The 23,987-nt window shown below is 71.5% G+C and carries 23 protein-coding genes; 7 read left to right on the forward strand and 16 right to left on the reverse strand.

Annotated elements, in window-relative coordinates; all coding sequences use genetic code 11:
- Positions 1 to 1,059: radical SAM protein (locus ADL15_RS40470; protein WP_067703411.1), on the reverse strand; the 1,059-nt coding region annotated here is incomplete at its 3' end.
- Between the two features lie 74 nt (positions 1,060 to 1,133).
- On the opposite strand from ADL15_RS40470, the gene ADL15_RS40475 reads away from it, so the two are divergent.
- The 3 genes from ADL15_RS40475 to ADL15_RS40485 all read left to right on the forward strand — a co-directional run bounded on the left by ADL15_RS40475 (position 1,134) and on the right by ADL15_RS40485 (position 4,598).
- On the forward strand, positions 1,134 to 1,376 hold the full coding sequence (locus ADL15_RS40475) for a hypothetical protein (protein ID WP_067703415.1): 243 nt from the start codon (positions 1,134 to 1,136) through the stop codon (positions 1,374 to 1,376).
- 636 nt (positions 1,377 to 2,012) lie between these two features.
- Complete coding sequence (locus tag ADL15_RS40480; RefSeq protein WP_157441919.1) at positions 2,013 to 3,686, forward strand: hypothetical protein; 1,674 nt, start codon at positions 2,013 to 2,015, stop codon at positions 3,684 to 3,686.
- Positions 3,687 to 3,707: 21 nt separating this feature from the next.
- The gene (locus ADL15_RS40485; protein WP_067703421.1) at positions 3,708 to 4,598 is read left to right on the forward strand and encodes a MerR family transcriptional regulator; all 891 of its coding nucleotides are present in this window, start codon (positions 3,708 to 3,710) and stop codon (positions 4,596 to 4,598) included.
- A gap of 63 nt (positions 4,599 to 4,661) precedes the next feature.
- On the opposite strand, the gene ADL15_RS40490 is transcribed toward ADL15_RS40485, so the two are convergent.
- Positions 4,662 to 6,086, reverse strand: a complete 1,425-nt coding sequence (locus tag ADL15_RS40490; protein WP_067703425.1) for a ricin-type beta-trefoil lectin domain protein — start codon at positions 6,084 to 6,086, stop codon at positions 4,662 to 4,664.
- Positions 6,087 to 6,295: 209 nt separating this feature from the next.
- On the opposite strand from ADL15_RS40490, the gene ADL15_RS40495 reads away from it, so the two are divergent.
- A complete protein-coding gene (locus tag ADL15_RS40495; RefSeq protein ID WP_067703428.1) occupies positions 6,296 to 6,667 on the forward strand; it encodes a hypothetical protein in 372 nt (123 codons plus the stop codon).
- Between the two features lie 58 nt (positions 6,668 to 6,725).
- Positions 6,726 to 7,115 carry an ankyrin repeat domain-containing protein gene (locus ADL15_RS40500; protein ID WP_198171227.1) on the forward strand — a complete coding sequence of 130 codons (390 nt, stop codon included), beginning with the start codon at positions 6,726 to 6,728 and terminating at the stop codon, positions 7,113 to 7,115.
- Positions 7,116 to 7,166: 51 nt separating this feature from the next.
- Here ADL15_RS40500 and ADL15_RS40505 read toward each other — a convergent pair whose 3' ends face one another.
- From ADL15_RS40505 to ADL15_RS40520, 4 genes are all read right to left on the reverse strand, one after another.
- Positions 7,167 to 8,231: a YihY/virulence factor BrkB family protein gene (locus ADL15_RS40505; protein ID WP_067703434.1), complete on the reverse strand. Its 1,065-nt coding sequence runs from the start codon at positions 8,229 to 8,231 to the stop codon at positions 7,167 to 7,169.
- 99 nt (positions 8,232 to 8,330) lie between these two features.
- Complete coding sequence (locus ADL15_RS40510) at positions 8,331 to 8,945, reverse strand: DUF3618 domain-containing protein (protein WP_067703437.1); 615 nt, start codon at positions 8,943 to 8,945, stop codon at positions 8,331 to 8,333.
- A complete protein-coding gene (locus ADL15_RS40515) occupies positions 8,921 to 9,340 on the reverse strand; it encodes a phage holin family protein (RefSeq protein WP_083972383.1) in 420 nt (139 codons plus the stop codon). The genes ADL15_RS40510 and ADL15_RS40515 overlap by 25 nt, the downstream gene beginning before the upstream one ends.
- The gene (locus ADL15_RS40520) at positions 9,337 to 10,071 is read right to left on the reverse strand and encodes a hypothetical protein (RefSeq protein WP_067703440.1); all 735 of its coding nucleotides are present in this window, start codon (positions 10,069 to 10,071) and stop codon (positions 9,337 to 9,339) included. Before ADL15_RS40520 ends, ADL15_RS40515 begins: the two co-directional genes overlap by 4 nt.
- Before the next feature lie 295 nt (positions 10,072 to 10,366).
- Here ADL15_RS40520 and ADL15_RS52160 point away from each other — a divergent pair, with 295 nt between their 5' ends.
- Positions 10,367 to 10,543, forward strand: coding sequence for a hypothetical protein (locus ADL15_RS52160; RefSeq protein WP_232344859.1), 177 nt, complete (start codon positions 10,367 to 10,369; stop codon positions 10,541 to 10,543).
- Positions 10,544 to 10,588: 45 nt separating this feature from the next.
- Here ADL15_RS52160 and ADL15_RS40525 read toward each other — a convergent pair whose 3' ends face one another.
- From ADL15_RS40525 to ADL15_RS40535, 3 genes are all read right to left on the reverse strand, one after another.
- The gene (locus ADL15_RS40525; RefSeq protein WP_067703444.1) at positions 10,589 to 11,383 is read right to left on the reverse strand and encodes an RNA polymerase sigma factor SigF; all 795 of its coding nucleotides are present in this window, start codon (positions 11,381 to 11,383) and stop codon (positions 10,589 to 10,591) included.
- Positions 11,384 to 11,483: 100 nt separating this feature from the next.
- Entirely contained in the window at positions 11,484 to 11,786 is a 303-nt protein-coding gene (locus ADL15_RS40530) for an STAS domain-containing protein (protein ID WP_067703447.1), read from the reverse strand.
- Entirely contained in the window at positions 11,783 to 15,916 is a 4,134-nt protein-coding gene (locus ADL15_RS40535; RefSeq protein ID WP_067703449.1) for a SpoIIE family protein phosphatase, read from the reverse strand. The genes ADL15_RS40530 and ADL15_RS40535 overlap by 4 nt, the downstream gene beginning before the upstream one ends.
- A gap of 123 nt (positions 15,917 to 16,039) precedes the next feature.
- On the opposite strand from ADL15_RS40535, the gene ADL15_RS40540 reads away from it, so the two are divergent.
- Positions 16,040 to 17,317, forward strand: coding sequence for a PP2C family protein-serine/threonine phosphatase (locus ADL15_RS40540; RefSeq protein ID WP_067703453.1), 1,278 nt, complete (start codon positions 16,040 to 16,042; stop codon positions 17,315 to 17,317).
- On the opposite strand, the gene ADL15_RS40545 is transcribed toward ADL15_RS40540, so the two are convergent.
- From ADL15_RS40545 to ADL15_RS40570, 7 genes are all read right to left on the reverse strand, one after another.
- Positions 17,292 to 17,885 (reverse strand): TetR/AcrR family transcriptional regulator, encoded by a 594-nt coding sequence (locus ADL15_RS40545; RefSeq protein WP_067703456.1) that lies wholly within the window; start codon positions 17,883 to 17,885, stop codon positions 17,292 to 17,294. The two genes, ADL15_RS40540 and ADL15_RS40545, sit on opposite strands and share 26 nt — an antisense overlap.
- Entirely contained in the window at positions 17,882 to 18,565 is a 684-nt protein-coding gene (locus tag ADL15_RS40550; RefSeq protein WP_067703461.1) for a DsbA family oxidoreductase, read from the reverse strand. Before ADL15_RS40550 ends, ADL15_RS40545 begins: the two co-directional genes overlap by 4 nt.
- Positions 18,565 to 18,696 carry a hypothetical protein gene (locus tag ADL15_RS56695; RefSeq protein ID WP_269748428.1) on the reverse strand — a complete coding sequence of 44 codons (132 nt, stop codon included), beginning with the start codon at positions 18,694 to 18,696 and terminating at the stop codon, positions 18,565 to 18,567. The genes ADL15_RS40550 and ADL15_RS56695 overlap by 1 nt, the downstream gene beginning before the upstream one ends.
- A 15-nt stretch (positions 18,697 to 18,711) precedes the next feature.
- Complete coding sequence (locus ADL15_RS40555) at positions 18,712 to 19,371, reverse strand: ThuA domain-containing protein (RefSeq protein WP_067703463.1); 660 nt, start codon at positions 19,369 to 19,371, stop codon at positions 18,712 to 18,714.
- 45 nt (positions 19,372 to 19,416) lie between these two features.
- On the reverse strand, positions 19,417 to 20,865 hold the full coding sequence (locus ADL15_RS40560) for a P-loop NTPase family protein (protein WP_083972384.1): 1,449 nt from the start codon (positions 20,863 to 20,865) through the stop codon (positions 19,417 to 19,419).
- Positions 20,862 to 22,802, reverse strand: a complete 1,941-nt coding sequence (locus tag ADL15_RS40565) for a dynamin family protein (RefSeq protein WP_083972386.1) — start codon at positions 22,800 to 22,802, stop codon at positions 20,862 to 20,864. Before ADL15_RS40565 ends, ADL15_RS40560 begins: the two co-directional genes overlap by 4 nt.
- Positions 22,803 to 22,910: 108 nt before the next feature.
- Complete coding sequence (locus tag ADL15_RS40570) at positions 22,911 to 23,738, reverse strand: IniB N-terminal domain-containing protein (RefSeq protein ID WP_067703467.1); 828 nt, start codon at positions 23,736 to 23,738, stop codon at positions 22,911 to 22,913.
- Positions 23,739 to 23,987: the final 249 nt, after the last annotated feature.

Here is a 23,987-nt window from a genome sequence, read left to right on the forward strand (position 1 = left end):
TGGGGCTGGGATGGAGCGTTTGCCCAGCAGGGCGAAACGATCCGAGGCGGTGAAGTCTGGCAGCGGGAGGCCGTGGTTGCGCAGGGCTCGATTCACCCGGGCTCGGATCAGGTCCTGGTAAGGGCGTGGGGTGCGGGAGCTGCTGGCGTACAGGTCGGCGTACACCGGGATGAGGTCCTGGTGGGTGTGGCGGAGCCAGGTGAAGAAGAGCTCCTTGACCCCGCGCATCAGATACAGCGGCGTCGGCAGGATGGCCCCCGCGCCGGCCGAGGCCAGGGTGCCGATCAGGGTGTCGATCTGGTCGGTGCTGTCGGTCAGGTGCGGCAGGATCGGCGCGACGAAGACGGTCGGGGCGAAGCCGGCGTCGCGCATGGCGCGCAGTGTGGTCAGCCGGGCCGCGGTGGACGGCGCGCCGGGTTCGAGGGTGCGCCGCAACTCCTCGTCGAGGAACGCGATCGACATGCCGAGCTCGACGTTGACCCGTGCGGCCGCCGCGGCCAGCCGGTCCAGGTCGCGGCGGATCATCGAGCCCTTGGTGAGGATCGAGAACGAGACCCGGGCGCCGGTGAGCGCGTCGATGACCGGTGGCATCAGCTGGTAGCGGCCCTCGGCCCGCTGGTACGGATCGGTGTTGGTGCCGAACGCCACCCGCTCGGGCAGGGTGCGCTTGGTGGCCAGCTCGCGGCGCAGCACGTCGGGCAGGTTCACCTTGACGATCAGCTGGTTGTCGAAGTCGGCGCCCATGTCGAGTCCGAGGTGCTCGTGGGTGGGACGGGCGAAGCAGTACGCGCAGGCGTGCGTACAGCCCCGGTACGGGTTGATCGTCCACTCGCCGGGCAGCATCGCGCTGGTCGCCGGCACGTGGTTGAGCGCGCTCTTGGTGAGCACCTCGTGCAGGGTGATCCCCTCGAACTCGGGGGTGCGCACGCTGCGGATCAGGTTGCCGAGCCGGGTCAGCCCGGGCAGGGCGCCGGGCGCGATCGCGTCGATGCGCTGCCCGGCCCACCGCAGGTCACTGAGCCGCGCGTGGTGCTGGGCCTCACCGATTCCCGACTCCATGCCGACACTCTGTCATGCGTGGACTGAATAGTCCAAGATGGGGTCACCCGGCGAGCGGCTTCTAAGATGATCAGATGACCGACGAGAAGAACCTGCGCCAGAAGCTTGCCGACCTCGACGCCGAGATCGCCGAGCTCCGCCGGCTGGACGGCGACGCCCAGTCCCGCCGTGGCGAGGACGGCGCGCAGTCCGAGGGCATCATCGAGAACGAGGACCTGGCCACCGCGCTGACCGGCATCGCCGAGAACGAGGCCGTCCTCGACGTGCTGCTGCAGCGCCGCGACCGGCTCGAAGCCCAGATCAACGACCTGAGCTGAGGGCCAGCAGGCCATGCGAACCGGTGCGGGCCAAAGGCTAGATCCATACCTCAGGGTTCGGGGTCGACAGCTGCTAGCTCATCTGTGGTCACGATAGTGGTGTGAGTGCTCCTGGCGAGCTGGTGTCCATGGGCCTGCGGCGCGGCGGCGGTGTTCCCGGATTGGTGGGGCGGTCGTGGTGTGCGGCTGGGTGTCGCCGCATCGCCGGCGGTCTGAGGGTGATCTGGATCGGCAACTCGACCGCTTGCTGGCGGCAGGGGACTGGCCGATTGTCGAAGTGTTCCACGGTGCCGCCTCAGGGTCATCGGATCGGCGTGTGGGTTGCGGGCGTGTCAACGCAATGAGGTGACGGTGTTTGCTCGTGTCGTATCCAGAGCGTCTTGCCACGTTCGATACGGGTTGTTCGCCGATGTGGTCTTGCCGTCGTGGGGGCGTCACGTTGGTGATGGCCCCTGGAGACGACCCGGATGGCGATGATGGCGACCTGATCCGCGAGCTGCTCACGATGGTTATGTCGTTTGCCGGGCGGCATTAGAGGGCAGGGTCGGCATGAGCCCGGGGGCTGGCTGCGGCAGTGACAGCTTGACCGCGAGACATTGATTGTTGGTCATTGTTGGACGCGTTATCGTTCGGCGGGTGGGATCGAGACGGCGAGGGAAGGCGTTGCGTTCGCTCGCGGCGCCGTTCGTCGTCGCCCCGCCCGCTGGTGTGCGGATCCGGACCAGGTTGCGGCCCACCATCGAGGAGGCTGCGGTGCTTACCCTGGTCGGGACCTTTCTCGGTGGCCTCTACCGTGCTGACCTGGCCGCTCGGATCCGGCTCGGTGACGTTTCCGCGAAAAACACCGAGCGCACCAGCCGTAAGCGGGAACTGACCGCGGCCACAACCTCGCGGTGGGCGGGCTCGATCACCCGGGCTGCCGAGGACCAATACCAGCTCGCGATGCGTGCCCTCAAAGCCGACGTGACGAGCCTCGCCCAAGCCTTGCGCGTGCTGGACGCGCGGATCGCGGCCCCGGTCGGTGGCCGGGCCGGCCGGATCCCTGGCTACGCCAGCCAACGTGAACGGACCACCAAGCAGCAGCGCCGTCAGGTCCTCACCGCCCGCCTCAACGCGGCACTACAGCGGTTGACCGCCGGGCGGCCGGCGATCGTCGCGGGCGGGCGCCGCCTGGCGAAAACCCGTCACCAACTCACCACCGCCGGGCTCACCACGGCGCAGTGGCGATCCCGGTGGGACGCGGCCCGCATGTTCATGACCGCTGACGGCGAAACCGGTGCCCCGCACGGCAACTACACCATCAACGTCACCTCCGACGGCACGGTGTCGATCGCGCTGCCCGCCCAGCTCAGAAACCTCGCGAACGCCCCACGGGGCCGCTACGTGCTCACCACACGGATCGCTTTCACCCACCGGGCCACCCAGTGGTCCGACCGGGTCACCGGCGACCAGTCGGTGCGTTACGACATCAGCCTCGATGCCGCACGGGACCGCTGGTACCTCGACGCCTCCTGGACCACGCCCGCGCATGCTGCTTGCCCCGACGTCCCCGCCACGGTTGTCGACGGTGGCAGGATGCTGGGCATCGACCTCAACGCCGATCACCTCGCCGCGCACGTCACCGACACCCACGGCAACCCGGTCGGCGCACCGATCACCATCCCGCTCGACCTGAGCGGCCCGGCATCGCAACGCGACGGCCGACTGCGCGCCGCGATCAGTCACGCCCTCCACCTGGCCAGGCGACACGGCTGTCCGGCGATCGCGATCGAAAACCTCGGCTTCGTCGACGCTCGCGCCACCGGCCGGGAAACCCTCGGACGCGGCGGGCGCGGTAAACGGTTCCGACGCACGATCGCCGCCATCCCCACCGCACGATTCCGGGACCGCCTCGCCGGGATGGCCCACACCGCCGGAATCGCGGTGATCGCCGTCGACCCGGCATACACCTCACGCTGGGGCGGCAAGCACTGGAAACCCGCCCTCACCGCCAAGACACCCACCGCGACCCGGCACCACGCCGCCGCAGTGGTGATCGCACGACGCGCCCACGGCCACAAGGCACGGCGACGGCCAGGTGTCACCCGCACACGACCAGAGGATCGTGCCCGGGAAACTACCGGCCAGGCCGCACCACAAGCCGCGGGCGCGAGGGAACAGCTCGGCCTGTTCGAGACGGCACGCACCACACTGGTCGACAAGACGTGCCCGGCCCCGACTAGACCCCGGCATTCCCGAGCCTCGAAGACCGCTCGCGAGGCACCCGACCCAGGTCGGAACCAGCACGGCCAATTCTGGCCAACACGCTGAGGAGCGGTTTAGGGTCGCGGCATGCGAGTGGGGGAACTGGCGCGCCGGACCGGGACGACCGTGCGCGCCTTGCGGTATTACGAGGCGTCCGGGCTGGTCGTGCCGCGGCGGCTGAGCAACGGCTACCGCGAGTACGAGCCGATCGCGGAACGGCAGGTGGCCCAGATCCGCGAGCTGATGACGCTCGGCCTGGCCGTCGAGGAGACCCGCCCGTTCGTCGAGTCGATCGCCGACGGCACCGACGACGTGTGCGCGGCCGCCCTCGCCACGTTCCGCAGCACCGTCACCAACCTGCAGCGGCGGATCGGCGAGCTGACCGCGCAGCGCGACGCGCTGGACGCCCGGATCGACGCGGCCGCGCGCCAGGTGGTGACCGGTGTGCCGGTGGTGGCCGGCGCCGACCCGGCCGCGCTGATCGGCCGGCCGCTGCCCGCGCTGCAGTTCTACGCCACCGACGGGCGGCCGGTGGATCTGCACGCGCTCGGCCCGGGGCTCAGCATCATCTTCCTCTACCCGCTCACCGGCCGGCCGGGCGTGGACCTGCCGCGCGGGCTGCTCGAGGTGCACGGCGCGCGGGGCAGCGCCGATCAGGCCGCCTGGCTGCGCGACCACCACGCGGAGCTGCTGGCGGCCGGGGCGGCGCGGGTCTACGGGCTGTCCGCCCAGTCGACCGGGTATCAGCGGGAGCTCGTGCATCGGCTGCGGTTGCCGTACCCCTTGATCCCGGACCCGAAGCTGACCTTGGCGGCCGCGGCCGCCTTGCCGACGCTCATCTCGGGCGATCTGAATCTCTACGAACGGGTCACCCTGGTCGTCGCCGACGACCTGGTGGAGCACGTCTTCCACCCGATCCGGGACCCGGCGTCACACGCCCTCGACGTGATGGGCTGGCTGACCCGGCGCCGGAGCTGAAAAGCGAAAACCCGCGGCCGGTCGAGACCGGCCGCGGGCTCCTGGTTCGCCGTGCTAGAAGAATCAGCCCTTGTACGCGCTGATGATCTTCGTGAACTGGTACGCGGACTGCGACACGCCACTGCACGTGTCGTCGTTCGGGTACGCGCCCGGGCACTGCCGGTCCCGGTTGAGCGACCAGAAACTCAGCCGCGCGATGGTGTGCTGCTGCGCGTACGCGGTGATGGTCTGCATGTCGGCCAGGGTCACCACCGCCTTCTCGTCGGTGATGCCGTTCATCGACGAGATGCCCACGTGCTTGTACGCCTCGGCGTCCGACCAGCCGTACGCGGTCTTGAGCTTGTTCTTGAGCCCGTCGGCGGCCTGGATGGTCAGCTGGCCCTGGTTGCCGGTGGTGTTGCCCCAGTCGAAGGTCATGATGCCCCAGCCGTCGACCACCAGGCCGGCGCCGGCCGCCCGGTTGATCAGCGACGCGTCCGGCCCGCCGGTGCCGCTGCCCAGCGTGATGTAGGTGGTGATGCCCGGGTTGTTGGTCTTGATGATCTTCAGGGCGTCGACCGTCTTCTGCTGGTCGGTCGCGCTGTCGTACGGGGTCCCCTCGATGTCGATGTCGATCGCCTTGAGCCCGTACGCGTTGATCACCTTCTGGTACGCCCCGGCCAGTGCCGACGCGCTGCCGCAGGTGTGCTCGAGCCACGGTCCGGCCGCGCCGCCGAACGAGATCACCACGTCACCGCCGTTGGCCCGGATCGTGTTGATCGCGGTCTGGTCCGCGCCACCGGTCAGCGCGCGGCCGCCGTCCCACTTCGGGTCGCAGTTGCCGCTGTTGAGGATGAACGCCATGGTGAACCACTTGACGCCGGTGGTGTTGGTGACCGTGGTGAGGTTCGGCGGGTTGCCCCAGCCGGTGTAGTAGTACGGCGCGACCGCCTTGATGCCGGGTCCACCGGCCGGGGGAGCGGTGGTGGGCGAGGTGGTGGGTCCGGTGGTCGGGGTCGAGCTGCCGCCGAACGTCCACTTCTGGTTGCTGGTGCCGGTGCACGACCAGATCTGCAGCTTGGCGCCGTTGGCGGTGTTCTTGCCGATCACGTCGAGGCACTTGCCGGACGCGGTGTTGACCAGGTCGCCGGCGGCGCTGAGGGTCCACTTCTGACTGTTCACCGTGCTGATGCAGTCCCACAGGTGCACGGCGGCGCCGTCGGTGGTGCCGTTGTTCGCGACGTCGAGGCACTTGCCCTTGCCCTGCACCGTGCCGTTGTCGGCGAGGGTCCAGATCTGGTTGCTGCTGCCCGCGGTGCAGTCCCACAGTTGCGGGAGGTTGCCGTTGGTGGTGGAGCCGTCGGTCACGTCGAGGCACTTGCCGTTGAGGCTGCTCTTGAGCGTGCCGGCGCTGGCCGCGGAGGCGTTGGTGATGCCGAGGACGCCGAGCGTCCCGACGACGCCGGTGGCGGTGATTATCGCGAGTAGGCGGGAACGTCTGATGGCCATGGGTGGGGGACTCCCTTGCCGTGGGGGTGGCCTGGCCGGGATTGGAAAGGCAGTTAACAATCAACGCCCGCGTCTATGTGTAGGTCAACTGCACGGAGCGCGACGAAATCGGCATTTGCGCAGCTCAGAGCCCACTTTTCGGCCAACCGTAAATTAACCTTAAAAGCCGGGAATCTATGAAACACCGCAGGCGGGTTATCGTTGCCGGCGTGAGCGTCGTCGTCGTCGACCGGCCGGTCCGGGAGATCCTGGTCCGGGCCGGGACGCAGACCAATTGCAACGGCATCGCCCGGATCCTCGCCGACCTGGAGCCCGCCGAGCAGTTCGCGTTCGTGGACGCGCACGAGCCGGTCTGGACCGGCGACTGCGACGACGAGGCGATCAGCTGGTGCGTGGACGCGGTCCGGCGCGGCGTCGTCGCAGAGCTGACCGAGCAGGGTCAGGGCGAGCTACCGGCGGTCCGTTTCGTGCTGCGCCGGATCCTGGTCCACCCGATCGACTCCGCCCCGCACCGTAACGAGCAGGTCGGCCGGATGGCCGTCACCGAAGGGCTGCGCCGCCTCACCGAAATCACCGGGTGAGCCGGGGGTCACGGCTGTCGGGCGCGGGGCGCCACCCTACCTGGCATAAACTTCCGGCGTGACTGAGCTGGATGAAGAGACGATCGCGTTCGCCCATCGGATGTTCGACCTGGCCCGCAACGGCGGCACCGAGGAGCTGATCGGCAATGTCACGGCCGGCCTTCCGGCCAACCTGACGAACGACAAGGGGGACACGCTGCTGATCCTCGCGGCGTACCACAACCACGTGGACCTGGTGACCGCGCTGCTCGAGCAGGGCGCCGACCCGGACCGGGTCAACGACCGCGGCCAGTCGGCGCTCTCCGCCGCGGTCTTCCGGCAGAACGCCGAGACGGTCAAGGCCCTGCTCGACGTCGGCGCCGACCCGGCCGGCGGCACGCCGTCCGCGCTGGCCACGGCAGATTTCTTCGAGCTCCCCGAGATGGCCGAGCTGCTGCGCCGGCCCTGACGCCCGCGCAGCAGCTCGGCAGTGCTCAAGGCCTTCGCAGGCCGGCGGGGCTCAGCTGGAGCTGAGTCCTTGCTCGCTGCCCTTCTTGAGCTTGCGGTCGTCGCGGAGCTCGAGGAACGGCTCGTCGGTCGGATCGTGGCCGGCGGCGATGGCCCGGCCGCGCTCGAGTTCGGCGTCGAGCTCGGCGCCCAGCAGGATGGCAATGTTGCTGATCCACATCCAGACCAGGAACGCGATGACACCGCCGAGGGTGCCGTAGGTCTTGTTGTAGTTGGCGAAGTTCGCCAGGTAGATCGCGAACGCGGCGGAGGCGATCAGCCAGAGCAGGACGGCGAATACGCCGCCGGGGCTGACCCAGCGGAAGCCGCCGGTCCTGGCGTTCGGCGACGCCCAGTAGAGGATCGCGAACATCAGGCTGACCAGGATCAGCAGGACCGGCCACTTGGCGATGTTCCAGGTCAGCACGGCGGCGTCACCGAGCCCGACGGTGTCGCCGACGACCTTGGCGATGTCGCCGGTGAACACGACGATGGCGGCCGAGATGATCAGCATGACGCCGACGACCGCGGTGACGCCGACCCGGATCGGCAGGGTCTTCCAGATCGGCCGGCCCTCGGGCACGTCGTAGATGGCGTTCGAGGCGCGCATGAACGCGGCGATGTAGCCGGACGCCGACCAGAACGCGACGACGAGACCGAGGATCGCGGCCAGGCCCGCGGTGCCGGGATCCTTGACCTGTCCGAGGACCGTGTCGACGAGGCTCTGCAGCTGCTGGCTGGGAGCGATCTCCTGTACGGCGTCCTGCACCGTCTTCTGGCCGTCGCTGCTGAGCATGCCGAGCAGCGACACCAGGACGAGCATCCCGGGGAAGATCGACAGCACGCCGTAGTAGGTCAGGGCGGCGGCCCAGTCGGAGACGTTGTCCTCGGAGAACTGCTTGCCGGTGCGCTTGATCGCGGCGAACAGCCCCTTGCCCTTGAGCTGGGCGGGGCTGTCCGGGCCGGCGTCCGGTGGCGTCCCGGATCGGCCGGCGGGTGTGTCGGAACCGGTGCTGGTGGTGGCGGCCGCGTCGAGGTCGTAACCGTCGCCGCGGCCGGGTTTACGGTCTGCGCTCATGGTGGTGGTCCTTCAGATGCGGCCTCTGCCGGCGGTGGATCGGTGATGGGAACGGGCCTGTGCCGGCCCCCGAGGGGAGGCCGGCACACCCGAGATCGCTCAGGAAGCGGTGCGTGCGGCGTGCTGGGTCTGGTCCTTCACGTCGTACGCCGAGGTGGTGGCCTGGTCCTTGGTGGTCTGTGCGGCCTCCTGCGCGGTGGCCCTGACCTGGCCGGCGGCGTGCTCGACGGTGCCGGACAGATCGTCCTTGAGGTCGGTGGCGATGTCCTTGACCTTGTCGGTCAGGTCACCGCTGTTGTCCTTGAGCTGCTGACCGGCGCGGCGTTCGGCGTCGGTGACCGGGATCAGCGTGGCGGCGAGCAGGCCGACGCCGAACGCGATGATGCCGACGGCCAGCGGGTTGCCCTGGGTCTGTGTGGCGACCGCCTGCGGAGCGCTGCGGATCGCGTCCGCGGCGTCGTGTGCCTTCTCGCCGGTGACGTCACCGAGGTGCGAGGCCTTGCCCTGCACGGTGTTCACCGCGGACGAGGTGTTGTCGGCGACGGCGTGCCGGGCCTGGTCGGTGCTGCCCATGACTTTCTCCTTCACCGAGTTCCAACGACGCTGGGCGGCCTTGGCCGGGCTGGTCTTCTCGGCCAGCAGGTCGACGTCGCGGGTCAGCGACGCCCGGGTCGTCTCGATGTCCTGCCTCAGCCGGTCGGGTTCTTCAGCCATTGCGCGTCCTCCTTGAGGGTGTCGACGGTGCGCCGCGGCATCGGGTCCACGGTCTCCAACTTCTTCTTGCCGGCCACGTAGAGCACGGCGCCGACGGCCGCCCAGATGACGGCCACGATCAGCGCGGCCCAGCCCATCGGCATGACCGCGTCGAGGCCGAACACCGCGGCGAAACTGAGCAGCACCACGGACAGGTAGCCGGCGAACCCGGCGCCGCCGAGCATGCCGGCGGCCTTGCCCGCCTTGCCGGCCTCCTGCTTGAGCTCCGCCTTGGCCAGCTCGACCTCCTGGCGGAACAGCTGCGACAGGTCGTCGCTGATGTTGCCGATCAGCTCGCCGATCGAGGTGTTCTCGGCTTGTTCGGAGCGGTCGGCGGGATAGTTGTTGCTGGTCACGGCTGCATCCCCGGACCCGGCGCGGTGCGCCGCTCGTCGGCGATGACCGGAACGCCGGTGCCGGTGGCGGCGTACTCGGAGCCGGTGCTCGGCGGATAGCCGGCGCCTGTCGTGGTCGCGTAGTCGGTGTGCTGCGTGCCGACCGGCGGGGTGTAGACCGGGTCCGGCGCGGTGGCCGGCGTCGCCGGGGAGAAGCTGTCGGTGGACGGCTTCACCGTGCCGGCCGCCGGGTCCGCCTTGGCGACGCTCTTTCCGAGCCGGCCCACCACGAAACCGGCCGCGAGCGCGGTCGCCAGGAAGGCGCCCGGACGGCGGCGCGCGAAGTCCTGCACCTCGGCCAGCACGCCCTCGGGGCCGTTGCGGTCCAGGTAGTCGGCCAGCTGACGGCCACCGTCGGCGACCCGGGAGACGACCATCGCGGCCGGGGTGTCACCGCGGTCACCGCGCATCTCGTCGAGGTGATCGGCGGTCTGCCGGATGCTGCCGACCAGCTTGTCGTTCTGGGTGCGGGCCTGCTCGCCCAGCTTGTCGCGGACCTCGCCGGCGACGTTGCGGGCCTGCGTCTTCGCCTCGCCGCCGACGCGCTGCGCCTGCTCGGCGACGGTGTCCTTGACCTGGGTCGCCGCCTGCGCGGCCGCATGCTTGCCCTGCTCGGCGACCTGCTGGGCCTTCGACGGATCGTCCGGGGTGGAAGGGGTCGGCGCGTAGGCGCCGGCCGTTGCCTCACTCATGGTGCCTCCTGAATAGCTCCGGGGGTACGAGTGCCGTGATGCCCTCGCCTCGGTCGGTTAATCGCCGCGGATGCTATTTCCGGCGCCTTTTTGCTAAACACGATCGACGATCTCTAAATGGCTTTGTTTATGATCCGAACGGTAATGCGATGATCATTCACATAATGCGGCGGTCGCCGTTCGGCGGTGCATGGGAGACGTGCGGGGTATCTGAACCCGGGAGGCGATCGAGGGCGGGCCCGGCACGTCGGGGGCACGGACCGGCCTGGATCAGCGCCGCATCCTGGGCGCCGCGGTGCGGTTCATCGACGCGAACGGCCTGCGCAAGCTGACCGTGCAGCGCCTGGCACACGGCCTGCGCCGGATCGCCCTGGCGCACCCGGAGGTCTTACCGTTGGTGCCCGCCCGCCCGGCGGCCGCGTCCCGAGTGCGCCCGCCGCTGCGCAGCTGCCGCGCGGGCGCCGACCGTTGACCTGACCCCCGGACGAGAACAGCGTTCATCACGTAAACGGGCGCGTCAGGCCTCGGAGCTGCCCAGGTGCCGGCGCAATTTGGCGAGGGCCCTGGTGAGCAGCCGGGACACGTGCATCTGGGAGATGCCGATCTGCTCGGCGATCTGCTGCTGGGTGAGGTTGCCGTAGAACCGCAGACTGACGATCTTCTGTTCCCGGGTGTCCAGGCTGGCCATCGCCGGGCCGAGCGCGAGCCGCAGCTCGGCGAGCGCGAAACCGGTGTCCTCGCCGCCGAGGGTCTCGCCGAGCTCGGCGCCACCCTCGCTGATCGGTGTGGACAGGCTCGTCGAGTTGTACGCGCGGGCGCCCTCCAGTCCCTCGATCACCTCGTCCTCGCTGATCTCGAGGTACGTCGCGATGTCGGCGAGGGTGGGTGACCGGCCCAGGGAGTTGCTGAGCGCGTTGTCGGCGCCGGAGATGGCCAGGCGCAACTCCTGCAGGCGGCGCGGTACCCGTACCGACCAGGTCTTGTCGCGGAAGTGACGCTTGAGCTCGCCGACGATCGTGGGGATCGCGAACCCGGCGAACTCCACGCCGCGGTCGGTCGCGAACCGGTCGATCGCCTTGATCAGGCCGACCACGGCGACCTGGTAGAGGTCGTCGCGGGGCTCGCCGCGGTTGGCGTAGCGGCGGGCCAGGTGCCGGGCCATCGGGAGCCAGGCCTCGATCGCGCGCTCGCGCAGCGCGGGCCGCGACGGGTGGCCGACCGGCAGCGATGCCATCGCGGTGACCAGGTCGCCGGCGTGATCCGGGTTCGTCGACGAGTCCACGGCGGAGGCAGTGTCGGCGGCGACGGTCATGGGGAGCCCCTCGGGTTCAGCGGTGCCGCAGGCGCGGTGCCGCCTCTACATACCGGGGAATCGGGGTGCCGAAACCACCGGATCGGGGGATTCCCTCAGGTCAACCCGCGTGGACGGTGATCAGGTCGGCCAGGCCGGAGACCGTCAGCAGCGGTCCGAGCAGTGGCCCGGCCACCACCTCGATGTGGTCGGCGTTCGCGAACAGGGCGGCCAGGCCGGCGCTGTCCAGGTACTCCACGGCGGTGAGGTCGACGACCAGCGTCGTCCCGCCCGCGCCGGCCAGGGCCTCGGCGAGCGCGGCGGCGAACGTCTCCGCGTTGCTCATGTCGATCTCGCCGGCCGCGATCAGGGTGGGTGCACCCCCGGCACGGTGTCCGCTGGTGAGGGTGAGGGCAGTGGTCACGGGACGATCCTTGCCTGCATGTCGATGACGGTTCCGGTGGTGCCGGTGGTGACGGTGACGTGGTGCATGAACGCCTTCATCAGCGTCATCCCGCGGCCGCGGTGGGCGTTCTCGGCCGGCTGCGGTGGTTTCCACCGGCCGCTGTCGACGACGGTCAGGTGCAGGTCGTCGGCGGTGGCCGCGGCCCGTAGCCGGATCACGCCGGGGGTGTCGCGGTGGCCGTGCTCGATCGCGTTGGAGCAGGCCTCACCTGCGGCGACCAGGACCTTCTGCGCGGTGGCCGGGTCGACGCCGACCCGGTTGAGCCAGCCGCGCAGGGCGGTACGCACCGGCGCCAGCCGGGTCGCCTCGGCCGGGAACTCCAGCTCCAGCGGCCCGGGCTGGCGGTAGACCAGCAGCGCCACGTCGTCGTCGTACCCGCCGGCCGGGGCGAGCTTGTCCATCACGGCGGTGGCCAGGCTCTCCACCGACGAGCCCCGGCCGTCGTGGACCACCGCGGTCGCCTGCTCGATGCCGGTGGTCAGCGGCTGCCGGCGCCGTTCGACGAGCCCGTCGGTGTAGAGCAGCAGCGTGGCCCGCGCGGGCATGGTGTGTTCCGCCTCCGGCCGGGGCATGTCCGGGCGGATCCCGAGCGGCCGGGACCGGCCCTGGTCGAGCAGGTGGGTGGCGCCGTCGGTGTGCGCGACGATGGCCGGCGGGTGCCCGGCGCTGGAGTAGCGCAGGTGCCCGTTGTCCGGGTCGAGCACGCCGCAGAAGACGGTTGCGCACATCGCGCCGGGCAGCAGGGCGGCGAACCGGTCGAGGGCCATCAGCGCGGCGGGCGGGCTGGCGTCCTGCAGCAGCAGGGCCCGGCAGGCGCTGCGGAGCTGACCCATCACGGTGGCGGCGCGCAGGCCGTGGCCGACGCAGTCGCCGACCACGATGCCGATCCGGCCGTCGGCCAGCGGGAACGTGTCGTACCAGTCGCCGCCGACCCGCAGTGGCCGGCTGGCCGGCTCGTACCGGACGGCGAACCCGCTGGGCAGTTGCGCCGGGCCGAGGATGGCGCGTTGCAGGGCGAGGGCGGTTTCGCGCTGCTGGTCGATCTGGTGGATCCGGTGCAGGCCCTGGCCGATGTGCCCGGCGAGCAGCGCCAGCAGCGTCTCGTCCTGCTCGGTGAACGGCCGGGCCGGGCCGAGCTCGATCCACAGGGCCATGGTGCCGTGCGGGTGCTCGATGGTGATGCCCGCGCCGGCCGAGCGTTCGGTGACCGCGGTGAGCAGCGGCTTGTCGCGCAGCGCGAGCAGGGCCCGGCGCCGCGGCTCGGGCAGCTCCGCCCAGCGCAGATCAGGATCGGTCGCGGTCACCGTGGGAACGGCGGCGCCGTCGAAGACGCCGGCGACCACGGCCGGTGCCTGCCAGAGCTCGCGCAGCTCGGTGAGCACGCCGTGCAACGCGTCGGTGAGATCCTCGGAACGCGACAGCCGCAGGCCCAGGGCGGCCAGGGCGCTCTCCCGCTGGATGGCGTCGTGCTCCGCGGTGACGTCGCGGAACGTCCCGACGATCACCTTGCGGCCGGAGTCGGGGTCCTGCACCTGGTTGAACGCGGCGCCGACCCACAGGCGGTGCCCGTCCCGGTGCGACACCGGGATCGTGTAGGTGCCCTGGGTGTGCCCGGTGAGCAGGGTGAACGCCTCGGCCACCTGCTGATGGGCGTCACTGTCCGAGACCGCGTCCGGCCACCACGGGTGGGTCGGCGCGTACGGAAGATCTTCCGGACCGAAACCGAGGATGTCGGTGAACGCGGCGTTGATCTCGATGACCGCGCCGTTCTCGTCGCAGACGAAGAACGCCTCCTGCAGGGAGTCGATCAGCGCGGTGCGCCATCGGGCGTGCCCGGTGCGCAGCCGGGACAGTTCCACGTTCGCCCGCACCCGGGCCAGCAGCTCGGCCGCCGAGAACGGCTTGAACAGGTAGTCGTCCGCGCCGGCCTCGAGGCCCTCGATGGCCGCCTCCTGCCCGGCGCGCGCCGACAGCAGCAGCACCGGGGTGCCGGCCGTGCGCGGGTCGCTGCGCAGCGCCCCGACCAGCTGCAGGCCGTCCAGCACCGGCATCATCACGTCGCTGATGATCAGGTCCGGGTTGCTGATCCGTGCCGCTTCGAGGGCCAGCTGTCCGTTTCCGACCACACTGACCCGGTGCCCCGCGGAGCGCAGCAGCCGCTCCAGGTAGTCGCGCATGTCCACGTTGTCGTCGGCGACCAGGACCGAGGCCGTCACCCCCGGCGTCCGCTGATCGCTCTCGGCCGCGGGCGCCTGCGGCGACTCTTCCCGTACGCCTTCGTGAGCGGCCTGGGCCGGCAACCACCGTAACGCTTCCTGCACGAAGGGGTCGGCGGAGCTCCCGCGCGTGCCGGAGCTCGCCGCCGGGGTCAGCGCGTCCGCCGGCAGGTGCGCGGTGCCGAACGGCAACCGGATGGTGAACGTCGTGCCGGCGCCCGCGGTGCTCTCCGCGGCGATGGTGCCGCGGTGCAGCCCGACGAGTTCCTGCACCAGCGCCAGCCCGATGCCGCTGCCCTCGTTGGAGCGCGACCGGGAGTTCTCGATCCGGTGGAACCGCTCGAACAGCCGCGGCATCTCGTCGGCGGCCACGCCCACGCCGGTGTCCGCGACGGTGATCACCGCGTGCCGGCCGTCGGCGCGCACGCTCACCCGGACGCCGCCGTCGAAGGTGAACTTCAGCGCGTTGCTGAGCAGGTTGAGGATCACCTTCTCCCACATGCCGCGGTCCAGGTGGACCGGCTCGGGCAGCGGCTGGACATCCACCGCGAAGCTGAGCCCGGCCCGGCTGAACGCCGAGCGGAACACGCTGGCCAGGTCGGCCGTGGTGGTGGCCAGGTCGACCGGCTCGTAGCGGGCCTGCATCCGGCCGGCCTCGATCCGGGAGAAGTCCAGCAGCGCGTTGACCAGCTTGCCCAGTCGCAGCCCGTTGCGGTGGATGACCTCCAGCTCCTCGCGGACCTGGGGTTGCGCGCCGGCCAGCTGCCCACGCAACTCCTCGACCGGCCCCATGATCAGGGTCAGCGGGGTACGGAACTCGTGGCTGATGTTGGAGAAGAACGCGGTCTTGGCCCGGTCCAGCTCGGCCAGCTCCTCGGCCCGCCGCTGCTGCGCCTGGTAGCTGCGCGCGCTGGCGATCCCGGCCGCGACGTGCCCGGCGGTCAGTTCGACGAACCCGCGGTAGCCGTCGTCCAGCGGCCGGTACCGGTTCAGCGCCGTGACCAGGAACCCGTTCGGCGTGCCGCCCTGCTGCGCCAGCGGCGTGACGAGGGCCTGGGTCGGTGGCAACGGCCAGTCCCCGGCCGGGAGGTCACCGCTCAGCTCGATCAGCTGTGGTTCCCCCTGGCTCAGCAGCGCCAGCGGCCAGACCGCCGCGGTGTCGTCCGCGGCCATGAACTCCGGCACGGCCGGGTGCCCGGCGGCGATGCCGGTGCAGGCGGCCAGCCGGGCGCCACCGTCGTCGTCGAACAGGTACGTGGCGGTGAACGGCAGGTCGCGCAGGTTGGCGGCGAGCTGCCGGCTGCTGAACGCGAGCATCTCCTGCTCGGTGCGCACCACGCTGCGGTCCGAGCCGAGGTCGCGCAGCGTGGCCATCCGCCGTTCGCCGATCACCCGCTCGGTGTCCTCGCTGACCACGCAGAGCAGGCCGACAATCGTGTCGTCGTCGGCGCGCAGCGGGCTGTAGGAGAACGTGTGATAGCTCTCCTCGGAGTACCCGGAGCGCTCCACGAACAGCAGCAGCCCCTCGTCCCAGGTGGCCTCGCTGGTGTCGAGCACGTTCTGGACGCGCGGGCGGATGTCGCTCCAGATCTCGGACCACACCTCGCTCGTCGACCGGCCCAGCGCCCACGGATACTTGCCGCCCAGCGTGTCGTGCCGGTACGCCTCGTTGCAGAAGAACGTCAGCTGCGGGCCCCAGCCCATCCACATCGGGAACCGCGACGACAGCAGGATGCTCACCGCGGTGCGCAGGCTCTGCGGCCAGTCCTCCGGCGACCCGAGCGGCGTCGCCGCCCAGTCCACGGCCGCCAGATCCCGGCCGACCTCACCACCGGCGGCGAACACGTCGACTCCCGTATCAGAACCGCTCATCGCTACGCGTTCTCCCTTACCACCGCTCGGCGTGAAAGCACCGAAGCCCGGCAGACGGTAACCGGTCCGAGCTCGCGATCTCGCATCGAGGTGATATCCAGCCAAGGTCCGTAGACTGGCCCGGTGCCGAAACCGGGGGACTCCACGCTGACGTCACCGGCACGCCTGGCCGCCGTCCGGCGCACCGGCCTGCTGGACTCCGGCCCCGAGGAGCCGTTCGACCGGCTGACCCGGCTGGCGTGTGAGCTGCTCGGCACCCCGTTCGGGTTCGTCACGGTGGTCGACGATCAGCGCTCGTTCTGGAAGAGCTGCATCGGCGTCACCGGCACCGACCGGCAGAACCCGGCCGAGGAGTCGTTCTGCCAGTACGTCATCGCCACCGACGACGCCGTGATCATCGACGACGCCCGGCTGAACCCGATGACGCAGGACAACCCGTCGATCGTGTCGATGGGCGTGATCGCCTGGGCCGGTTTCCCGGTACGGTCACCGGACGGGCAGGTGCTCGGCTCGTTCTGCGTGGTCGACGACAAGCCACGGCACTGGGAGCCGCGGGAGCTTCGTACCCTGGAGGTCCTCGCCCACGCCGCCAGCGGTGAGGTCGCGCTGCGGATCGCGGCCGACGACGCCGCGCGTGAGGCCGAGCTGGCCCGCGCGTCCGCCGAGCGGTACCGGCAACTCGCGCACACCGTGCAGCAGAGCCTGCTGCCGCACGACCTGCCCACGATCCCCGGCCTGACCCTGGCGGTGGCCTACCGGACCGCGGACCTCGACGTGTTCGGTGACTTCTTCGACGCGGTGCCGACCCCGACCGGCTGGGCGGTGTTCCTCGGCGACGTCACCGGTCGCGGCGCGCCGGCGGCCCGGGTCAGCGCACTGGCGAAATACACGCTGCGCGCCGCCGCGGTGCGGGCCAGCTCCCCGGCGATCGTGCTGACCGAGCTGGACACCGCGCTGCACCGCTGGTTCGACGAGATCGGCGCGCCCGGTTTCGTCACCGTCGCTTACCTCGCGGTCCGCCGGGCTGCTGCCGGTTTCACCGTACGACTGTGCACCGCCGGCCACCCACCGGCCGCGATCCGGCGCGCCGACGGCCGGGTGCACGCCGCTGGCCGGACCTTCGGCCCGCTCGGTGTCCTGGGCCGGCTGAGCTTCAAGATCGACGACATCGACCTGGAACCCGGCGACGTCCTGGTGCTGTGCAGCAACGGGGTCACCGACGCCGGCCACCGGGAGCCCGGCGGGATCCTCGGCGAGGCCGGCGTGCACACGATCCTGGACCAGGCCGGCGAGACCTCCGCGCAGAAGCTCGCCGACCTGGTGCTCGACCGGGCGTTGCAGGCCGCCGACGGTCAGGCCGGCGACGACATGGCGGTCATCGTGCTGAGCGTCCCGCGATAGGCGGGCGCAGGCCGTCGAGCAGGAACCGCAACCGGCGCTGGTAGTCCTCGCGGGTCTGCTCGCAGCAGGCCTGCACCACCGCGCCACGCTCCAGGATCAGATAGTTCAGGTCGTCGGGCGTCAGGTCGGCGCGGACCACCCCGGCGGCCTGCGCGTCGGCCAGCAGCTCACGGGCGAACCCGCGGGCCCGCTCGCACAGCACGGTGAGCGGCTCGGACTCCGGCAGGGCCCGGATCAGCACGTCGTTGGCGGCCGGCTCGTCGAACTGCAGCAGCCACGTGCCGATCAGGTACCGCTCGAAACGGTCGAGGGGATCGTCGAGCTGCTCGACCGCCGTGATGATGCCCTGGAACCGCTCGGCGACCAGCTCGTCGACGACCGCGTCGATCAGGCCGCGCCGGCTGCCGAACCGGTGGTAGATGGTGCCCTTGCTGACCCCCGCCACCCGGGCGACCTCGTCCAGCGAACTGCTGAGGCCGCCCGAGCGGAACACGTCGAGCGCGGCCCGGCGGATGCCCTCGACGTTGCGCCGGGCGTCGGCGCGCCGGGGCCGGTCGGGCACGGTCATGCCGGCTGGGCCGCCCGGTCCTGCCAGGACAGATCCAGCGCCTTGCGGAACGCCTCGACCGGCTGCGCGCCGGAGACCGCCCGCTTGTTGTCGAAGACGAAGAACGGCACCCCGGAGATCCCGTACGCCCGGGCCTGCGCCAGGTCGGCGTTGATGTCCTTCTCGTACGCGCCGGACTTCAGCGCCGCGAGCGCGTCGTCGCGGGACAGCCCCAGCTCGGCGGCGAGGTCGGCGAGCACCTCGTGGTCGGCGAGGTTGAGACCGTCGGTGAACTGCGCCTTGAACAGCCGGAACACCATGTCGTGCTCGCGGCCGGCCGCCTTGGCCAGGTGGATGATCCGGTGCGCGTCCTTGGTGTTCACCATGAACGAGTCCTCGAACTTGTAGTCCAGGCCGGCCTGCGCGCCGCGCGAGGCCAGCTGGGCGTGCGAGGCGGCGATCTGCTCGGCCGGCATCCGCAGGCTGCTCGCCAGGTAGTCGGCGGCCGGGATGGCCTCGCCGACCGCGAAGCCCGGGTTGAGCTGGAAGCTGTGGTAGCGGACCTCGACGCTGCCGTGCGGGAACTGCTCGATCGCCTGCTGCAGCACGGCGTCACCGAGGTAGCAGAACGGGCAGACGACGTCACTCCAGACGTCGACGGTGATCGGCTCAGCGGCGGATCCGAAAGCACTCGCGGTCATCAGTCGCACGTCCCGTCCACGTCACATACGGCGGCGTCGTCCGCCGAATCCAGGAAGATCAGGGCCGGCACGGGCGCCGGGGCGGGTGCCTCGGTCTCCTCGGCGGTGTCCTGCTCGTAAGTTGACTCCATGGTCAAGAAGCTACCTCAACTTGACCCCACCGACAATTTCCCGGCGGCCCACATCAGCCCGCGGTCCGTGATCGTGTTCACTTCGGGGACCAGGAGATCCGCGGGGGAGTGCCCGAGCGTCGAGACGAACACCCGCCCCGCGCCGAAGTGCCGCAGCCAGACCACCGGCATCACCACCCCGGCCGTCTCGGGCTCACCGTGCTCGCCGGTGAACGTGGTGGTCGCCAGCACCTGCAGGGTCGTATCGGTGTGGCAGTAGTACTGCTCGGTGTGCACGGCGAAGCTGCCGATGCCCCGCACGATCGGATGCTCGCTGGTGACGTCCACGGTGTGGTCGATCAGGCCGCCCGGGTGGTGCAGGAACCGCCCGCCGACCATGTACTGGTAGTGCCGCGCCTCGTGGAAGGTGGCCACCACCCCGCCGTGCCAGCCGGCGAACCCGGCCCCGGCGCGCACCCGGGCGACCAGGTTCTGCTCTTGCTGCGCGGTGATCGTCCCCACCGACCAGCACTGCAGAATCAGATCAGCGCGGTCGAGCACCGCCGTGTCGTCGTACACATCGAGGGTCTCGGCGATCTCGATGGTGAAGCCACGCTCGCGAAGACGGGGCAGGAACAAATCGGTGCAGGCCACCGGTTCGTGCATCGGCCCGCCGCGGACCACCAGAACGTTCATGGACCCACCTTGTCATCGATCCGGCCGGGCGGCGCCGCGGCCTGCCTAGCCGAGGGGGAGAGCCGGGGACGACAGCCGGTCCAGCCGGTTCGCGATCATGTCGCAGCTGCGCAGCACGGTCTCGGCGGCCCGGCGCTGTGCGGCCGGCAGGGTGCCGCCGTGGGCGAGGTCCCGCCACCGGCCGGCCGCGGCCCGCGCCGCGTGCCAGGTGTCGTCGGCGGTCGCGTCCGGTGACATGCCGAGGCGTTCGCCGATGCTGACGCCGGCGCCGCCGAGCAGTTGCCGGGCGTCGGCGCCGTGCTCGGGCGGCAGGTTGAGCCGGCCCGCGCGCAACGCCGAGAGCAGGCGCAGCTCCCGCAGCTCGTGCGCGTCGGCGACCAGCAGCTCCACCTGGGCGAGCAGGTGCCCGGCGGCCGGCGTGCGGTGGGTGCGCAGCACGTGGTCCAGGGTGGCCAGCGCGGATCTGGCGCGCAGCACCGACCGGCGGGCGGTGAAGAGGCCGGCGATCGAGGACTGGAGGTCCTTGAGGCCGCTGTGCTCCTGCAGGCGTTCGGCGAGCGCGGCCGGGGTGTCGCCGCCGGTACGGGCCAGGGTGAGCGCGAGCCGGACACCGCCGAGGCCGAAGCGCTGCAGCAGCCGGACCCGTCCCGGCGCGTCGACCGGGGACAGCACCCCGGCCGCGGCGAACCGGTCGGTGGAGAGCAGATGCGGCTCCGACTCGGCGCGCGGCAGCGCCGCCAGGGCGGTGATCGCCTGGAACTCGTCGGCGGTCAGGGTGCGCGCGGCCGCCGCGATCAGCGGGGACACCGCGAGCACGTCCTGGCAGAGCGCGCCGATCCGGGGCTCGCGCCGCCGGCGCCGGGCGGCCTGCTTCGCGGTCAGCAGCGCGTCGGTCCGGCCGCCGCCGGTCGCGTCGGCCCGGGAGAGCACCACCATCAGGTGCACCGGCGCCGTGATCGGGCCGCGCGGGCCCCGGGCGGTCAGCAGCGCCGGGACGTCGGCGTCGCCGAGCTGCGGGGTCACGTACAGGACCGCGTCGGCCTCCTCGACGGCCCGGACGAGCGGCAGCCGGGTGTCGATCAGTTCGGTGCGCCGCAGCACCCGGCTGGGCCAGACGATCACCGCCCGGGAGGCGCCGGGCTGCCGCCGCTCGTGCCGGGCGTCCGGCGAGAGCCGCAGCCCGTACGCGGTACGGGCCACCGGGATCTCGGCGTCGCGCCACCACGCGAGCGGCTCGGTGCCGTCGCGGTAGACCACGCTCTCCGGCTGCTCGCCGGGCAGCTCCACCGGTGCCAGCTGCTCGCCGATCAGTGCGCTCACCAGCGTCGACTTGCCGGACTGGGCGGGCCCGGCGACAGCCAGCCGCAGCGGCCCGGCCAGCCCTTCCACGGTGGCGCGCAGCACCGCGGCGGCCGGCGGGACACCCCGGTAGACGTGCGCCGCCTCGGCGAGCAGCCGGTGGGTCCGCTCCTGGAGGTCCTCGTCGTCGATCACGCGCGGCCGTTCAGGGCCACGAGCTGCGCGTGCAGCTGGGCGAGGGCCGCAAGCTCCTGCTGGATGCGGCGGCTGTGCTGCTCCCGGGCGGCGACGTCCCGGTCGGCGGCGGCCTTGGCGTTGCGCAGCGAATCCATGATGACCTCCTGCAGGTCCTCGGTGACCGCCGTGAAGTGGTCGCGCAGCCCGCGCTGCACCCGCCGGACGCTGTCCCGGGCCTCCTTGTTGAGGTGCACGAAGACGTCGTCGACGTGCCGGGCGACGATCGTCTTCGCCTCGGCCTGCCGCTTCTTGAGCAGCGACTTGCTCTCGTCCCGGATCGTCTTGCCCCCGAAGATCGCGCCGCCGCCGACCGAGATCGGGTTGATCAGCGACATGCCGGCAAGGCTGGTGGCCAGGCCGAACATCACCACACCGCCGTACGATCCGCGCAGCCCGATGAAGAGCTTCTGGGTGGGGCTGAACCGGGCGACCGGCGGCGCGTCCAGGCCGGGCACCACGTCGTCGGGAGCCGGGCCGGCCATCTCCAGCGCGAGCGGCGGCAACACCGCGCCGGCCTCGGCCGGGAACTGCCCGGCGACCTGCTGCGCCGTCCAGTCGGTGCGTTCGGCGAGCCAGGTCGTGCTGGTCTCGGCGAGCTCCTGCAGGGACCGGCGCAGCCAGGGCTCGAACTCGTCCCACGCCTTGGCCGGGTCGGCCTCGGCGAAGAACTGCTCGGCCTCGGCGAGCACCGCCCGGGTGCGGTCGCGCAGGTCGTGCTCGACGTCGGACATCAGGTCGCCGATCTCGTCGGACAGCGTGTTCTGCCAGCGGACCGCGCACTTGCGCAGGTCGTCCAGGCGGCGCTGGGTGGCGTGCAGGCGAGCGACGGCGTCCGGCACGCTGGCGTCGCGCTGGGCGGTCAGCTTGTCGCGCAGCGGGACGGCGAGCTGCTGCACCGCGTCACCGGCGAGCCGGCCGACCGTCTCGCGGGCCAGCGCGCCGGGCTTGGCCGCCACCATCCGCCGCAGGTGGACGAGGAGTTCCGGGAAGCCGGACTCGGTGTTGAGGGCGGTGTCGCCGGCCTGCAGCGCGTGCAGGCGCAGCGTGGACGACACGGCGGTGGTCGCGGCCGGCACGCCGGCGCGGGCCAGGCGGGCGCGGGTGTCGGCCAGGTTGCGCCGCCAGTCCACGGCGTAGTCGGTCTTGGTGAGGACCACCAGCAGCCCGGGGAAGAGCGCGGCCAGGCCCTGCAGGACCGTCAGCTCGGGATCGCTGAGCCCGCGGTCGGCCTCGCAGACGTAGAGCACCAGGTCGGCACCGGCGTGGGTGGCCAGGTCACCGGCGTCGCGGACCGCCTGGCCGGCCGGGCCGGTCGGACCGGGCAGCGGCGGGGTGTCGATCAGGACCAGGCCGCCGGCCAGCAGCGACCGGGGTACGGCCACCTCGGCATGCACCGGCGCGCCGGCCGGCAGCCGCCCGGTCGCCTCGGCGATCGCGGCGTCGAGCGCGTCCAGCGCGAGCGGGATGCGGTCCTGCAGGCCGACCTCGGCGGTCCAGTCGGCGCCGGGCGCACCACGCCGGATCAGCTGGGCGCTGGGTGTTCCGGCGTGCCGCACCACGGTCGGCACCCGGGTGCCGTCGGCGCCGGCACCGCACACGGCGGCGTTGATCAGCGCGTTGACGAGCTGGCTCTTGCCCTGCTGGGCGGCGCCGACGACGAGCACCCGCAACTCGGGGTGCAGCAGCCGGGCCCGGCGCCGGGACAGCTTCTCGGCGGTCTCGGTCCGGCCGTGCTCGGTGCACGTACGGATCGTCGCGTCGAGCACGTCGAGCCAGAGCAGGGCGCCGGACGCCCGCAGCGGATCGGGGTCGGTCCGTGGGGACGGCACCCGTGGCGGCGGGGCGAGGGAGACCGGACCCGGATAGGCCGTGGGTCCGGTCTCCCAGTTCGTCATGCGCACCTGCTCCAGTCTCTTGATCGCCGCGGATCAGCCGCAGGTCCGCCGCGGTTTCGCCGCCGCAGAGCCGCGGGTTCGCCGCCGCAGGGCCGCGGGTTCGCCGCCCTAGAAGTGCAAATCGCCCAGCAGGCCGTGCGTGGTCTCGCCGAGCGGCGGGGTCACGTCGTGCAGCACGCCACCGACCGTGCCGGTGACACCGCTGACCGCGCCGTGCACGGTGTCGGCCGGGTCCTGCGACAGCACGTGCCCCAGATCCGGGTCGAGCACCGACTCGATCGAAGAGGTTGCCCCGCCGAGCCCGGGCCCGTCAAGGCCCGGGAAATGATCGAGCCCGGCCGAGGACGGAACGTCACCGATCGTGTCGAGTCCACTGTCGAGCAGACCGGCCGGGCCGCTGTCGAGGCCGGGCAGCACGGCGCCGTGGTCCGGTGCGGGCAGCACCGCGCCGGGCAGCACGCCGGTCACCGCGTGCTCGACCGGGGCTACGACGTGCTGGTCGACGTGCTGGCCCGGGTCGTCGGCGGCCGAGAAGCCGCCGATCCCGGTCAGGGTGAACGCGGAACCGGCGCCGACCGAGGTGCCGGCCACGCTGATCGCGGCGGCGCCGCCGAACCCGGCGTTGAGCTCGGCGCCCAGGTGCGCCGGGGTGAGCGTCACCTGGGCGGCGATCGCCTGCAGGTGCGACACCGCACCGGCAACGTCCAGATTGGCCACCCCGGTGCTGAGGTCGTCGGCCCCGGTCAGGCCGTGCAGGCCGGCCACCGGCGCCGAGTCGATCACCAGCGGGATCACCTGCTGCACGTCGGCGGCGGTGATGTCGTCCAGCCCGGCGGCCTGCAACGCCAGCTCCGGGTCGAGCTCGAACGCCGACCGGGCGGCCGGGTCGTAGATCAGGTGGAGGACGAACTCCTGCAACGTCGGAAACGAGTCCATGGTGCTCCTTCGAGGCGAGGCGAGATAAGGCGAGCTGAGGTGAGGTCGGGCCGGTACCGCAGCAGAACCTACGGACGGGGCCGCCCCACCGGTATCGGGCCGCGACCCCCTGTTCCGGGTGGACCCGCGGGGCCGGCGGCCCGGCCCGGATTAGGGGATTAGGGGAAGTCCGCCGGGGATTTTTTGGGGGACGATCCCGGCTCGGACATCTGGTACGAACGTCACGACTCACCCGATCGGACGTGATGG

This window comes from Actinoplanes awajinensis subsp. mycoplanecinus, assembly GCF_001509495.1.
In the GTDB taxonomy this organism is placed as follows: domain Bacteria; phylum Actinomycetota; class Actinomycetes; order Mycobacteriales; family Micromonosporaceae; genus Actinoplanes; species Actinoplanes palleronii.

What these genes read in the sequence shown, in the direction of transcription:
- ADL15_RS40550 (WP_067703461.1), bottom strand. Translation starts at nt 18,565, where the DNA reads ATGACCGCGAGTGCTTTCGGATCCGCCGCTGAGCCGATCACCGTCGAC.
- ADL15_RS40510 (WP_067703437.1), bottom strand. Translation starts at nt 8,945, where the DNA reads ATGGCTGAAGAACCCGACCGGCTGAGGCAGGACATCGAGACGACCCGG.
- ADL15_RS40490 (WP_067703425.1), bottom strand. Translation starts at nt 6,086, where the DNA reads ATGGCCATCAGACGTTCCCGCCTACTCGCGATAATCACCGCCACCGGC.
- ADL15_RS40520 (WP_067703440.1), bottom strand. Translation starts at nt 10,071, where the DNA reads ATGAGTGAGGCAACGGCCGGCGCCTACGCGCCGACCCCTTCCACCCCG.
- ADL15_RS40485 (WP_067703421.1), top strand. Translation starts at nt 3,708, where the DNA reads ATGCGAGTGGGGGAACTGGCGCGCCGGACCGGGACGACCGTGCGCGCC.
- ADL15_RS40505 (WP_067703434.1), bottom strand. Translation starts at nt 8,231, where the DNA reads ATGAGCGCAGACCGTAAACCCGGCCGCGGCGACGGTTACGACCTCGAC.
- ADL15_RS40555 (WP_067703463.1), bottom strand. Translation starts at nt 19,371, where the DNA reads ATGAACGTTCTGGTGGTCCGCGGCGGGCCGATGCACGAACCGGTGGCC.
- ADL15_RS40475 (WP_067703415.1), top strand. Translation starts at nt 1,134, where the DNA reads ATGACCGACGAGAAGAACCTGCGCCAGAAGCTTGCCGACCTCGACGCC.
- ADL15_RS40535 (WP_067703449.1), bottom strand. Translation starts at nt 15,916, where the DNA reads ATGAGCGGTTCTGATACGGGAGTCGACGTGTTCGCCGCCGGTGGTGAG.
- ADL15_RS40570 (WP_067703467.1), bottom strand. Translation starts at nt 23,738, where the DNA reads ATGGACTCGTTTCCGACGTTGCAGGAGTTCGTCCTCCACCTGATCTAC.
- ADL15_RS40565 (WP_083972386.1), bottom strand. Translation starts at nt 22,802, where the DNA reads ATGACGAACTGGGAGACCGGACCCACGGCCTATCCGGGTCCGGTCTCC.
- ADL15_RS40525 (WP_067703444.1), bottom strand. Translation starts at nt 11,383, where the DNA reads ATGACCGTCGCCGCCGACACTGCCTCCGCCGTGGACTCGTCGACGAAC.
- ADL15_RS40545 (WP_067703456.1), bottom strand. Translation starts at nt 17,885, where the DNA reads ATGACCGTGCCCGACCGGCCCCGGCGCGCCGACGCCCGGCGCAACGTC.
- ADL15_RS56695 (WP_269748428.1), bottom strand. Translation starts at nt 18,696, where the DNA reads ATGGAGTCAACTTACGAGCAGGACACCGCCGAGGAGACCGAGGCACCC.